Origin of the sequence: Dactylosporangium sp. NPDC051484, assembly GCF_040689395.1 — a bacterium.
Lineage (GTDB): Bacteria > Actinomycetota > Actinomycetes > Mycobacteriales > Micromonosporaceae > Dactylosporangium.
This window is the reverse complement of record NZ_JBFAZX010000027.1, coordinates 45328-57727: the sequence shown is the minus strand read 5'-3', so window position 1 is coordinate 57727 and position 12400 is coordinate 45328. Positions and strand designations below refer to the sequence as shown.

The following is a 12400-nucleotide window of genomic DNA, read 5'->3' as shown; positions in this document are numbered from 1 at the left end:
CCGCGTCACGAGGTCGTCAGCCGGTCCCAGTCGGCGGCGAACTTCCGCGGGTCGTACGGGTCGGCCTTGATCGGGATCATGCCGCCGGGCCGCATGACCGAGACGCGCTCCAGCGGCACCGCGAACACGGCCGGCCCGGCGACCGGATTGCGCCCCTCCACCTGGATGTGCAACTGCGCGGAGTACACCGGACGGCCCTGCTCGTCGAGGCTGCCGGCGAACTCGGCGGACAGCACCCGGACCGTGCCAGGCACGCCCGTGGCCAGGATGTGCGCCATGACCAGCGCCGCCTCGGCGGGGTCCACCGGGTCCGGCCCGGCGACCGCCCGCTGGACCTCGGCGGCGCCGGCCGGCGGTGTGAACTCCCAGTCGATGAGGATCCGCTGCCGGTCGTGCGGGTCGACCCGCACCGTCAGAGGCCGGCCGCTGCCCAGCATGCCCAGGGCGATGAACGGCACGAAGTCCTTGATACTCGCGTCGTACGTGCCGTGGCCGGGCGCGGTGACCCGCAGGTCCAGCGCCACCTGCGGCTGGTCGTTGAGGGTCATACCCGTCTGCCGGGCGCCGAGCACCTGCGCGGTGCCCGGCACGCCCCGCTCGCGCAGGGCGCGGGCCCGCGCGGCCCGGTAGTTGAACTTCATGCCGAGCCAGAACAGCAGGAGGCTGCCGAGCATCAGCGCTGCGCCCACCGCCAGCCCCGCGATGAGCAAGCCGGCGCCGACCAGGAACTCGACGGCGGCCACGAGGAACATCATGTTGGCGGGGCCGCGGGAAGTGGTCATGCCGTGCATAGTGGGGCAGATCAATCCCTCGGCGCAGTCGCCTCGGCGACGGGTTCGCGTCGGGAGGTGTGCCAAAGCCAGAACAGTCCGACGAATGGCAGGACCAGCGGCACGTATCCGTACCCCTGGCCGAAGTCCGACCAGACGGTGGCCTCCGGGAACGCGTGCTTGTCCAGCAGGCTGGCCATGCCCACGGCGAGCACGCCGACGAGCTCGAACCCGACCGCCGCCAGTGCGATGCGCCGGGAGCGCGCGCCGGAGCGGGCCAGCGCGACGGTCGCCACGAGGTACACGAGCGCGGCCAGGGCGGACAGGGTGTAGGCCAGCGGCGCCTCGTGGAACTTCGTGGCGATCTGCACGCTCGCGCGGGCGCCGGCGGAGAGGGCGAAGACCCCGTAGACGGCCACCAGGACGCGCCCGGGGCCCTTGTTGAGGGGCCGTGCTTGCGAGCCTTGTGCGCCCTTCGGGGCTTGCGGGGTCGATTCAGCCATTCCAGATCTGTCCGAGTCGCAGGATGAGCACCGGCACGATGAGCGCGGCCGCGCCGATGAGCAGGGAGCCCCACCGCGTGGGCTCCATGCGGGCGAGCACCGCGCCGGCCGGGGGGAGCAGGGCCGCGGTGAGCAGGTACCCGACGAGCGTGACCTGGTCGCCGCCGGCCGACGGGCCCTGGCCACCGGCGAGATGGACCACGAGGACGACGACCTGAACGAGCACGAGCACCTCGACCACGCCGAGGCCGGCGAAGAGCGGCCGGGTCGGCTCCCGGTGCCGGAAGAACTCGGCGAACGCCCAGGCGGCGAGCGCGAGCGACAGCACGTGGATGGCGACTGCCAGCGGCCCGATCACGGCCGACAGCGTATCCGGCCGGCCCCGGACCGCTCGTCGTGCCTACCCAGGTGACGCGCTCGCCGCCGCGAGATCGGTGCGCTTCTGTCGGCTACCCGCCACTGGCATGATTCCGGGATTCTTCGGCGCGACGGTGGCCTTACCGTTTTTCGCAACGCACCGACGACCAAGGGGACAACATGAGCGACGACTTCGACGCCGGCGACAGCGGCTACGACGGCGGCCACGACAGCTACGACGGCGGCCACGACAGCAACGTCGACTACGGCCACTACGCGGCGGGTCAGGAGCACGCCGGCCTCGACCAGCTGCACCAGGCCCAGGGCTCGGAGGCCGACCACAACAGCCAGTTCGGTCAGTACGAGCAGGACCACCACGCGGCGGAGTCGACCAACTTCTCGACGGGCCACCACGTCGAGTTCGACCAGCCGGCCTCGGTGCACTACCAGGCGGACGACTTCACCAACTACAGCCACAGCGCCGAGGTCGACGACCACGTCGCCGGCGCCGAGGGTAGCGAGCACGCCCACCAGGCGAACTTCGGTGAGATCGAAGCCCTGCAGCAGCGCTTCGACACCGCCTTCGCCGAGGGCACCCACTTCCAGGGTGGCGAGGGCCACCTCGGCGTCGCCTCCAACTGACACCCCGCACGAACCACGCAGGGCCCGGCCGCTCGGCCGGGCCCTTTCGCATGCCGCGGGTCAGTGGCCCAGGATGGAGTGGGGCACGTACGGGGCCTCCAGGCGCTCGATCTCCTTCTCGTCCAGGGCCAGCTCGGTGGCGGCGATCGCGTCCTGCAGGTGGGGCAGCTTCGTCGCGCCGATGATCGGGGCGGTCACCGCAGGGCGGGAGAGCAGCCAGGCCAGCGCGACCTGAGCCGGGGAGACACCGCGCTCGGCGGCCACCTCGGCGTTGACGTCCACGACCGCGAAGTCGTCGTCGGTGTACATGTCGCTGAACGGGTCGTTGTTGGCGCGGGTGGTGCGTCGCTCGCCGCCGCGGCCGCGATTGCCGGCCAGCAGGCCGCGGGCCAGGGGGCTCCACGGGATGACGCCGACGCCCTGGTCCTCGCACAGCGGAAGCATCTCGCGCTCCTCCTCGCGGTAGATCAGGTTGTAATGGTTCTGCATCGACGAGAACGGGGTCCAGCCGTGCGTGCGGGCCACGTGCTGCGCCTTGGAGAACTGCCAGGCATACATGCTCGACGCCCCGATGTAACGGGCCTTGCCCGCCCGCACGACGTCGTGCAGGGCCTCCATCGTCTCCTCGATCGGGGTGTGCGGGTCCCAGCGGTGGATCTGGTAGAGGTCCACGTGGTCGGTGCCCAGCCGGCGCAGCGACTCGTCGATGCCGGCGAGGATGTGCTTGCGGGACAGGCCGCCGTCGTTGGGCGCGTCGCTCATCCGGCCGTGCACCTTCGTGGCCAGCACGTAGTCGTCGCGGCGGGCGAAATACCGCGCCAGCAGCCGCCCGGTGACCCGCTCACTCTCGCCGAGCGAATACACGTCGGCGGTGTCGAAGAACGTGATTCCGGCCTCGACCGCGCGCCGCACGAACGGGTCAGCGGCGTCCTCGTCGAGCACCCAGTCGCGCCAGGCGGACGAGCCGTAGCTCATCATGCCGAGACAGATTTCGGAGACCTGAAGGCCAGTCCGGCCCAGTCGTACCTGCTTCATTCTGAAAAGCTATCGCGGTGCACAGCCTCGGACGACTCCATCTTGTCACCGACACCCGGCCCGGCCGCAACACCTTGGACGTGGTGGCCGCGGCGCTGCGGGCGGGCTTCGACGTCATACAGGTGCGGCCCGAAGACGCCGTCACCGACCGGGAGGCCTACGAGCTGACCGTGCGCGTGCTGGCCATGTGCCGCGAGCTCGGCCGCACCTGCCTGGTCAACGACCGGCTGCACATCGCGCTCGCCGCGGGCGCCGATGGCGGGCACGTCGGCGCCGACGACCTGCCCGTGGCCGCGGCCCGGCGGATCCTCGGGCCCGCCGCGATCCTCGGCGCGACCGCTCGCGACCCGCGCTCGGCCCGGCGCGCGGTCGCCGACGGGGCCTCCTACCTCGGGGTCGGGCCGGCGTTCGCGACCGTGACGAAGTCCGGGCTGCCGGCGGCGATCGGCCCGGCCGGGATACGCGCGGTCGCCGAGGCGGTCGAGGTGCCGGTCGTCGCGATCGGCGGGGTCACCGCGGCGCGGGCCGCCGACCTGTTCGCGGCGGGCGCGCACGCGGTCGCCGTGGTGGGCGCGGTCAGCGGCGCGCCGGACCCGTTCGCCGCCGCCGCGGAGTTCGTCGCGTGAGCATGCATCGCACAACCAGCCGCCGCACAACCGGTCGCCCGACCATCGGCATCATCGGGGGCGGGGTCATCGGGCTCGCCATCGCCTTCGAGCTGCTCGAGCGGGGCGAGCACGACATCACCGTCTACGACCCCGACCCCACGCGCGGCGCCGGGCTGGTCGCGGCCGGCATGCTCGCCCCCGCCGCCGAGGCGGTCTTCGGCGAGGAGGCCCTGCAGGCGCTGATGCTCGAGTCGATGCGCCGCTGGCCCGCCTTCGCCGCCCGGCTGCGGGAGCGCACCGGGCGGCCGATCGGCTACCGCACGGAGGGCACGCTGCTGGTCGCGCTCACCGCGGACGACCAGGCCGAGATCGACCGGCTCGTCGGCTACTACCGGCGCGCCGGGACGCCGATCGAGCCGCTCACCGGCCGCCAGCTGCGCGAGCGGGAGCCGCTGCTGTCCCCGCGGGTGCGCGGCGGCGCGTTCGCTCCCGGCGACCACCAGGCCGACCCGCGGTTGCTGCTGGGCGCCCTGCGGGGCCTGCCGCTGCGGTTCGCATCGCAGAAGATCGATGACCTTTCCACAGTACGGGACGATGTGATCATCGTCGCGAACGGCGTCGGGTCGGCGTCGCTGACCGGCCTGCCCGTGCGCCCGGTGAAGGGTCAGATGCTGCGGCTGCGCGGCGCGGAGCCCCTGGTCCGGCACGTGATTCGCGGCGTGGCGGCGGGCCGGCACGTGTATCTCGTGCCGCGCGCCGACGGTGAACTGGTCGTCGGCGCGACCGAGGAGGAGCGCGGCACGGACACCACGGTCACTGCCGGCGGCGTGCTCGACCTGCTCCGCCCGGCCGCCGACCTGCTGCCCGGCGTGGCCGAGCTGGCCCTGGCCGAGACCCTGGCCGGACTGCGTCCCGGCACGCCGGACAACGCCCCGGTCCTTGGCCCACTCCCCGGCGGCCCGCCCGGCGCGCGGACCCTGGTGGCCACCGGGCACTACCGCCACGGCGTGCTCCTGGCGCCGGTCACCGCCGCGGTGCTCGCCGACCTGGTCCTCGACGGCTCTACCACTGTTGATGTCGACGCGTTCGGGGTGGCGCGCTTTACCTGACCCGGCGTCGGCGTTATGGTCGAGGCGTACCCCACGGGAGTCCGGTGCGACCGGGCTGAGAGGGGGGCTGTCAGCCCCCGACCGTCGAACCTGATCCGGATCATGCCGGCGCAGGGAGGCAGGAGTGAGCCTTATGCATCTTGTGGTCAATGCCGTCGCATCGACCGTCGACGACGACACCACTGTCGCCGACGTCGTGCGTGCGCTCGCCGGAGACGATCCGCGCGGGATCGCCGTCGCCCTCAACGGTGACGTGGTGCCGAGGTCGCGCTGGGCGGACACCCGCCCCGCCGACGGCGACCACATCGAGGTGCTGACGGCGGTGCAGGGTGGCTGACGACCTCGACGTCCTAGTCATCGACGGCATCGAGCTGCCCTCGCGGCTGGTCCTCGGCACCGGGGGAGCCACCAGCCACGCCGCGCTCGAGGCCGCGATCCGCGCCAGCGGCACCGCCATGGTCACCGTCGCCCTGCGCCGGCTCGACCCGGCCGCGCCGTCGCTGCTCGGCGTCATCGAGCGCTGCGGCGTGCGGGTCCTGCCCAACACCGCCGGGTGCTACACGGCGACCGAGGCGGTGAAGCTCGCCCACCTGGCGCGGGAGGCGTTCGGCACCGCGTGGGTCAAACTCGAGGTCATCGGCGACGAGGACACCCTGCTGCCGGACGGGGTCGAGCTGGTCGCCGCGGCCGCGGAGCTGGTCGCCGACGGGTTCGTCGTCCTGCCGTACACCTCGGACGACCCGATCCTGGCCCAGCGCCTGGCCGACGCCGGGTGCGCCGTGGTCATGCCCCTCGGCGCGCCGATCGGCTCCGGGATGGGCATCCGCAACCCGCACAACATCGCGCTGATCCGGCAGAAGGTCACCGTCCCGGTGATCCTCGACGCCGGCATCGGCACCGCCTCCGACGCCGCGCTGGCCATGGAGCTCGGCTGCGACGGCGTGCTGCTCGCCACCGCGGTCACCCGGGCCGAGCACCCGGCGCGCATGGCCGAGGCGATGCGCCTGGCGGTGCGGGCCGGGCGGCTGGCGCATCTCGCCGGCCGGATCCCCCGCCGCCTGCACGCGACCGCGTCCAGCCCGACCGGAGGTATGCCGTGGTAGCGCCCGATGAGGCCGCAGCGGAGCCCGGCCTCATCGTCTTCACCGACCGCCAGCAGGCCCGGCGCCCGCTGCCGGAGCTGATCGCGATGGCCGCCGACGGCGGGGCGCGGGTCGTGGTCCTGCGCGAGCACGACCTCCCGCGGCGGCGGCGCCTCAAGCTCGCCGCCGACCTGCGCGCCGCGCTCGACGCGGTCGGCGGAAGGCTGCTGCTGGAGGAGGACCCGGCCCTGCGCAAGTGCCACGACCTCGACTCGCTCTGCGCCGCCGCCGCGGACGACACCGTCGCCTACGCCACGCTCTCGCCGATCTTCCCGACCCGCTCCAAGCCTGGATACGGCCCGCCACTGGGCCTGGCCGCCCTCGCGCGCATGGCCCTCGCCGTGCCGATCCCGGTGTACGCGCTGGGCGGCGTGGACACCCCCGCGCGGGTGCGTGACTGCCTCGACGAGGGCGCGGCGGGCGTCGCGGTGATGGGCGCGGTCATGCGCGCCGAGGACCCGGCCCGGCTCGTGAAGGAGCTGCTGTACGCATGAGTGGAGTGGCTCAGCATTCGTTCACGCGGCCGGACACGAACCCGTCCGTCGCGCTGACCATCGCCGGCTCGGACTCGGGCGGCGGGGCCGGCATCCAGGCCGATCTCAAGACGTTCGCCGCGCACGGGGTGTTCGGCACCAGCGTGATCACCGCGCTGACCGCCCAGAACACCGTCGGGGTGCGGGGCATCTCCGCGGTGGACTCCGGCTTCGTCGCCGCCCAGCTGGAGGCCGTGCTCGACGACCTGCCCGTCGCGGCCGTCAAGACCGGCATGCTCGCCACGCCGGAGACGGTCGCCCTCGTCGCGCGGTTTGCCCCGCGCCTGCCCGCCCTGGTCGTCGACCCGGTCCTGGTGGCGTCCTCGGGCGACCGGCTGTTTACCGCCGACGCCGAGCGCGCGTACCTCGATCTGCTCTTCCCGCACGCCGCCGTCGTCACGCCCAACCTGCGCGAGGCGTCGGTGCTGCTCGGCCGGGAGGTGCTCGACGCCGACGACGCGGTCAAGGCGGCCGCCGACCTGGCTGCCTACGGGCCGCGCTGCGTCGTGGTCAAGGGCGGTCACCTGCGCGGTAGTGCGGAGGCCGTCGACGCGGTGTGGCTCGACGGCCAGGTGTCGCTGCTGACCGCGCCCTGGATCGCCACCACGAACAACCACGGCACCGGCTGCACCTTCGCCGCCGCCACCGCCGCCCGGCTCTCCCGCGGCGACTCGCTCGCCGACGCGCTGGCGGGCGCCAAGTCCTACGTCCACGACGCGCTGGTCCGCTCCGCGGGCTGGTCCCTCGGGGCGGGCCACGGCCCGCTCGCATGGGGCCAATTTTCCTAATATTCCGAGCATTTCGGACCCCTGCGTTCCCAGGGGTCCGCCCCGCCGTGCCCTTTTCCAGGAGGAGCGCCCATGAAACGCAAGGTGCATGTCGCCGGTTCCCGCCCCGACCTTCGCGTGCCGTTCGCCGAGGTCGAGCTGACCGGGGACAACCCGCCGGTCCGCCTCTACGACACGTCGGGCCCGCTCAACGACCCGCCGTCCGGGCTGCCGGCGCTGCGCGCGCCGTGGATCGCCGAGCGCGGGCCCACCGAGCGGACCCAGCTGTACTACGCCCGCCGGGGCGTCGTCACCCCGGAGATGGAGTTCGTGGCGATCCGCGAGGGCGTCGAGCCGGAGCTGGTGCGCGACGAGATCGCGGCCGGCCGGGCCATCCTGCCCAACAACGTCAACCACCCGGAGAGCGAGCCGATGATCATCGGGTCGCGGTTCCTGGTGAAGGTCAACGCCAACATCGGTACCAGCGCCGTGTCCTCCAGCGTGGCGGAGGAGGTCGCCAAGCTCACCTGGGCGACCCGCTGGGGCGCCGACACCGTCATGGACCTCTCGACCGGCAAGCACATCCACGCCACCCGTGAGGCGATCATCCGCAACTCCCCGGTCCCGATCGGCACCGTGCCGCTCTACCAGGCGCTGGAGAAGGTCGGCGGCGACCCGGTGCGGCTGACCTGGGAGGCCTACCGCGACACGATCATCGAGCAGGCCGAGCAGGGCGTCGACTACATGACGGTGCACGCGGGCGTGCTGCTGCAGTACGTGCCGCTGACCGTCAAGCGGGTCACCGGCATCGTGTCGCGCGGCGGATCGATCATGGCCGCCTGGTGCCTGGCGCACCACGAGGAGAACTTCCTGTACACCAACTTCGCCGAGCTCTGCGAGATCCTCGCCCGCTACGACGTGGCCTTCTCCCTCGGCGACGGCCTGCGCCCCGGCTCCATCGCCGACGCCAACGACGAAGCTCAGCTGGCCGAGCTGCGCACCCTCGGCGAGCTGACGCGGATCGCCTGGGAGCACGACGTCCAGGTCATGATCGAGGGCCCCGGCCACGTGCCCATGCACAAGATCAAGGAGAACGTGGACCTGCAGAAGGAGTGGTGCCACGAGGCGCCCTTCTACACGCTCGGCCCGCTGACCACCGACGTCGCGCCCGCCTACGACCACATCACGTCCGCCATCGGCGCGGCGATGATCGCCATGTACGGCACCGCGATGCTGTGCTACGTCACCCCGAAGGAGCACCTCGGCCTGCCCGACCGCGACGACGTGAAGGCCGGCGTCATCGCGTACAAGATCGCGGCCCACGCGGCCGACCTCGCCAAGGGCCATCCGGGCGCGCAGGCGTGGGACGACGCGCTGTCCAAGGCCCGCTTCGAGTTCCGCTGGGAGGACCAGTTCAACCTCGCCATGGACCCCGACACGGCGCGGGCGTATCACGACGAGACGCTGCCGGCCGCCCCGGCCAAGACCGCGCACTTCTGCTCGATGTGCGGCCCGAAGTTCTGTTCCATGCGGATCAGCCAGGACCTGCGCGAGTACGCGGAGCTGGGCATGCGCCAGAAATCGGATGAGTTCACGGCGGCGGGTAGCCAGGTGTACCTGCCACTCGTCGCGACGGTGGAGTCGGCGCAGACCGGGGCGGAGTCTAAGGTCTAGTTCGTGGAGTCTTCTGCGCCCCGCACCGCGGTGATCTGGCAGGTGTTGCGTCACGAGCTTGCCCGGGCCGACCGGTCGCTGAACATCCTCGACGTCGGCGGCGGCACGGGCGGGTTCGCCGTACCGCTGGCGCAGGCCGGCCACATCGTGACGGTCGTGGACGCGAGCCCCGACGCGCTCGCCGCGCTGATCCGGCGGGCCGCCGAGGCCGGCGTGGGCGAGCGGGTGCGGGCCGTGCAGGGCGACGGCGACGGGCTGGCCGACCTGATCGCGCCGGAGAGCGTCGACCTGGTGCTCTGCCACAGCCTGCTCGAGGTCGTGGACGACCCGCACAAGGTCGTCGCCGCGCTCGCCGGGACCCTGCGTCCCGGCGGCGCGGCCAGCGTGGTCGTGGCCAGCCTGGCCGCGGCCGTGCTCGCCCGGGCCATCAGCGGCCACATCGCGGCCGCCGCGTTGCTGGTGGCCAGCCCCGACGGCGGGGGCGACGCCCGCGACCGGCTCCGCCGGCGCTACAGCGCCGAGACCGCCACCGCGCTGCTCGACGAGTGCGGTCTCGCGGTCGAGCAGGTCCACGGCGTGCGCGTCGTCGCCGACCTCGTCCCCGGCACCGTGGCCGAGAGCGAGCCGGAGGCGCTGGCCGCGTTCGAGCTGGTCCTGGCGGGCACGCCGCCATACCGTGACATCGCCACCCAGTTGCACCTGCTGGCCCGCCGTTCGTGACGGGCCGCTGATGGACCCGCTGTCGAGCGTGCGGCCGCGGTACGGCCGCGGCAGCCTCGCCGACGTCATGCCCAGCGTGCTGCACGCGCTCGGCGTGCCCGGCGAGCCCGACCCGCTCGGCCTCGCGCCGCTCCTCGACGGCGTGCGCAGGATCGCCGTCGTCCTGATCGACGGCCTGGGCTGGCACCAGCTGGCCACGGCCGCGCCGCACGCCCCGACGATCGCCGACATCGCGGGCGGCCGCCTCGGCACCGCCCGGGCGATCACCGCCGGCTTCCCGTCGACCACCCCGGTCAGTCTGGTCACCCTCGGCACCGGTGCCGCTCCAGGACGTCACGGGATCGTCGGCTTCACGCTCAACCGGCCCGGCACCGACCGCGTCGTCAACCACCTCTCCTGGACCGACGAGCCCGACCCGGCCGACTGGCAGCCGCTGCCGACCGCGTTCACCCGCGCCCAGGAGGCCGGCCTCGACCCGATGGTGGTCACCAACCCGGCCTTCAACGGCAGCGGCCTGACCCGCTCGGCCTATCGCGGCGCGCGCTTCGGCCCCGGCGTGGCCGCCGACGCCATCGCCGCCGAGATGCTGGCCGCCCTGCCGGACTCGCGTCTGGTCTACGGCTATCTGCCGGACGTGGACCGCGCCGGTCACTATTTCGGCATCGGCAGCGCGCAGTGGAGCACGGCCGCCGCCGACGCGGACCGCCTGCTCGCCCGCCTGATCGGCGGCCTGCCGCCGGATGCGGCCCTCATCGTCACCGCCGACCACGGCCAGCTGGACATCCCCGTCGACCGCCGCATCGACCTGGACCGCGACCCGCGCCTCACCGACGGTGTGGCGATCGTCGCCGGCGAGCCGCGTGTGCGCTACCTGCACACCGTCCCCGGCGCGCAGCAGGACGTCCTGTCCGCGTGGCGCGGGCTCCTGGGCGACGGCGCCTGGGTGGCGACCCGCGACGAGGCCGTGGCCACGGGCTGGTTCGGCCCGGTTCCGGACTCCCACCTCTCCCGCATCGGCGACGTGGTCGTGGTGTGCCGGGAGCGGTGGGTGGTGCTGGCGAGCGCGCACGAGCCGCCCATCCTGAGCGACATGATCGCGTACCACGGCTCGAACACCGCCGCGGAGATGGAGATCCCGCTGCTGATCGTCCGCCGCTGATCGGCCCGCCCGTCTCATCGCGACGGTTTTTGTCAGAGGGTCCCGCTAAGGTTCGCGGTGTGGGGCGAAGTCAGGTTGTACCACGTGGAGGCGCCGGGGAGTTCGGGCCCGACGCCGACGACACCGGCTGCACGGTGCTGCACGTCGACATGGACGCGTTCTACGCGTCGGTGGAGATCCGGCGCCGGCCCGAGCTGCGCGGCAAGCCGGTCATCGTCGGCGGGGCCGGGCCGCGCGGCGTGGTGTCGGCGGCCAGCTACGAGGCGCGCGAGTATGGCGTGCGCAGCGCGATGCCGGGCACGCGTGCGCAGCGGCTGTGCCCGCACGCGGTCTTCCTGCCGCCGGACTTCGCCGCTTACACCGAGGCGTCCCGCGCCGTGATGTCGATCTTCCGGGACGTGACGCCGCTCGTCGAGCCGCTCTCGCTCGACGAGGCGTTCCTCGACGTGGCCGGCGCGCGCAGGCTGCTCGGGCGCCCAGCCGAGATCGCCGCGCTGATCCGCCGGCGGGTCGCGGGGGAACAGCGGCTCACCTGCTCGGTCGGGGTGGCCACGACCAAGTTCCTGGCGAAGCTCGGCTCGACCCGGGCCAAGCCCGACGGGATGGTGGTGATCCCGCGCGAGCGCGAGCTGGAATACCTGCACCCGCTGCCCGTCGAGGCGCTGTGGGGCGTCGGCGAGCGCACCGCCGAGACCCTCCAGCGGCTCGGGCTCAGAAGCATCGGCGACCTGGCATGCGCGCCGGTGGGCATGCTGCGCGCCGCGGTGGGCGCCGCCGCCGCCCACCACCTGCACGAGCTGTCCTGGGCGCGCGACCCCCGACGGGTGATTCCCGACCACGTCGAGAAGTCGATCGGCGCCGAGACGACGTTCGACGTCGACGTGAGCGACCTGTCCACCATCCGACGGACGATGCTGGCGCTGTCGGGCAAGGTCGCCCGGCGCCTCCGCGCCGCCGGCCAGGCCGGGCGCACCGTCTCGGTGAAGATCAGGCTGGCCGACTTCCAGACGCTCAGCCGGTCACGCACCGTAGACGTGCCCACCGACGTCAGTCGCGAGATCTTCGAGATCGGCTGGGCGCTGTTCCAGGCGGCGCGCCTGGGCGAGCGCATCCGGCTGATCGGCGTGCGTGTCGAGGGCCTCGTCCACGCCGACGGCACGCCCCGGCAGATGACACTGGGTGAGCGTGATCACGGCTGGCGCGATGCCGAGCGGGCCGCCGACGCCGTCGCCGCGCGGTTCGGCACCGGCCTCGTCAAGCCCGCCAGCCTGCTGCGCGGTGACGGAATGCGCACTGACGGAAACGGAGCCACACCGGCGGGGGAACGGGCAGGAGAGTCTCGGAGGCGACACAATGGAAGGACATACGAGTGACACTCGTC

At 73.1% G+C, this 12400-nt stretch carries 15 protein-coding genes and 1 riboswitch; of the genes, 11 read left to right on the top strand and 4 right to left on the bottom strand.

Annotated features, from left to right (window positions below):
* Positions 1 to 5: 5 nt before the first annotated feature.
* The 3 genes from AB0367_RS30970 to AB0367_RS30960 are packed head-to-tail and all read right to left on the bottom strand — an operon-like array spanning position 6 to position 1631.
* Positions 6 to 782, bottom strand: a complete 777-nt coding sequence (locus AB0367_RS30970; RefSeq protein ID WP_366230009.1) for a hypothetical protein — start codon at positions 780 to 782, stop codon at positions 6 to 8.
* 20 nt (positions 783 to 802) lie between these two features.
* Positions 803 to 1273 carry a hypothetical protein gene (locus tag AB0367_RS30965; RefSeq protein ID WP_366230008.1) on the bottom strand — a complete coding sequence of 157 codons (471 nt, stop codon included), beginning with the start codon at positions 1271 to 1273 and terminating at the stop codon, positions 803 to 805.
* Positions 1266 to 1631, bottom strand: a complete 366-nt coding sequence (locus tag AB0367_RS30960) for a hypothetical protein (protein ID WP_366230007.1) — start codon at positions 1629 to 1631, stop codon at positions 1266 to 1268. Before AB0367_RS30960 ends, AB0367_RS30965 begins: the two co-directional genes overlap by 8 nt.
* A gap of 179 nt (positions 1632 to 1810) precedes the next feature.
* Between AB0367_RS30960 and AB0367_RS30955 the strand changes: the two genes are divergently transcribed.
* Entirely contained in the window at positions 1811 to 2272 is a 462-nt protein-coding gene (locus tag AB0367_RS30955; protein ID WP_366230006.1) for a hypothetical protein, read from the top strand.
* A 60-nt stretch (positions 2273 to 2332) separates the two neighbouring features.
* On the opposite strand, the gene AB0367_RS30950 is transcribed toward AB0367_RS30955, so the two are convergent.
* Complete coding sequence (locus AB0367_RS30950) at positions 2333 to 3307, bottom strand: aldo/keto reductase (RefSeq protein ID WP_366230005.1); 975 nt, start codon at positions 3305 to 3307, stop codon at positions 2333 to 2335.
* A 17-nt stretch (positions 3308 to 3324) separates the two neighbouring features.
* Between AB0367_RS30950 and thiE the strand changes: the two genes are divergently transcribed.
* The 10 genes from thiE (at position 3325) to AB0367_RS30900 (ending at position 12392) form a co-directional block, all read left to right on the top strand.
* Positions 3325 to 3933, top strand: a complete 609-nt coding sequence (gene thiE, locus AB0367_RS30945) for a thiamine phosphate synthase (RefSeq protein WP_366230004.1) — start codon at positions 3325 to 3327, stop codon at positions 3931 to 3933.
* A 2-nt stretch (positions 3934 to 3935) separates the two neighbouring features.
* A complete protein-coding gene (gene thiO, locus AB0367_RS30940) occupies positions 3936 to 5024 on the top strand; it encodes a glycine oxidase ThiO (RefSeq protein WP_366230048.1) in 1089 nt (362 codons plus the stop codon).
* 24 nt (positions 5025 to 5048) lie between these two features.
* A riboswitch (TPP riboswitch) is annotated at positions 5049 to 5159 on the top strand.
* On the top strand, positions 5158 to 5361 hold the full coding sequence (gene thiS / locus AB0367_RS30935; protein ID WP_366230047.1) for a sulfur carrier protein ThiS: 204 nt from the start codon (positions 5158 to 5160) through the stop codon (positions 5359 to 5361). Its footprint overlaps the riboswitch before it by 2 nt.
* Positions 5354 to 6127, top strand: a complete 774-nt coding sequence (locus AB0367_RS30930; protein WP_366230003.1) for a thiazole synthase — start codon at positions 5354 to 5356, stop codon at positions 6125 to 6127. The genes thiS and AB0367_RS30930 overlap by 8 nt, the downstream gene beginning before the upstream one ends.
* On the top strand, positions 6121 to 6660 hold the full coding sequence (locus tag AB0367_RS30925) for a thiamine phosphate synthase (protein ID WP_366230002.1): 540 nt from the start codon (positions 6121 to 6123) through the stop codon (positions 6658 to 6660). The genes AB0367_RS30930 and AB0367_RS30925 overlap by 7 nt, the downstream gene beginning before the upstream one ends.
* Entirely contained in the window at positions 6657 to 7487 is an 831-nt protein-coding gene (gene thiD, locus AB0367_RS30920) for a bifunctional hydroxymethylpyrimidine kinase/phosphomethylpyrimidine kinase (RefSeq protein ID WP_366230001.1), read from the top strand. Before AB0367_RS30925 ends, thiD begins: the two co-directional genes overlap by 4 nt.
* Before the next feature lie 72 nt (positions 7488 to 7559).
* Positions 7560 to 9140: a phosphomethylpyrimidine synthase ThiC gene (gene thiC, locus AB0367_RS30915; protein ID WP_366230000.1), complete on the top strand. Its 1581-nt coding sequence runs from the start codon at positions 7560 to 7562 to the stop codon at positions 9138 to 9140.
* A gap of 3 nt (positions 9141 to 9143) precedes the next feature.
* Positions 9144 to 9860: a methyltransferase domain-containing protein gene (locus AB0367_RS30910; RefSeq protein ID WP_366229999.1), complete on the top strand. Its 717-nt coding sequence runs from the start codon at positions 9144 to 9146 to the stop codon at positions 9858 to 9860.
* Positions 9861 to 9870: 10 nt separating this feature from the next.
* Positions 9871 to 11019 (top strand): nucleotide pyrophosphatase/phosphodiesterase family protein, encoded by a 1149-nt coding sequence (locus AB0367_RS30905; RefSeq protein WP_366229998.1) that lies wholly within the window; start codon positions 9871 to 9873, stop codon positions 11017 to 11019.
* A 59-nt stretch (positions 11020 to 11078) separates the two neighbouring features.
* Positions 11079 to 12392 (top strand): DNA polymerase IV, encoded by a 1314-nt coding sequence (locus AB0367_RS30900; protein ID WP_366229997.1) that lies wholly within the window; start codon positions 11079 to 11081, stop codon positions 12390 to 12392.
* The last annotated feature ends 8 nt before the right edge of the window (positions 12393 to 12400 follow it).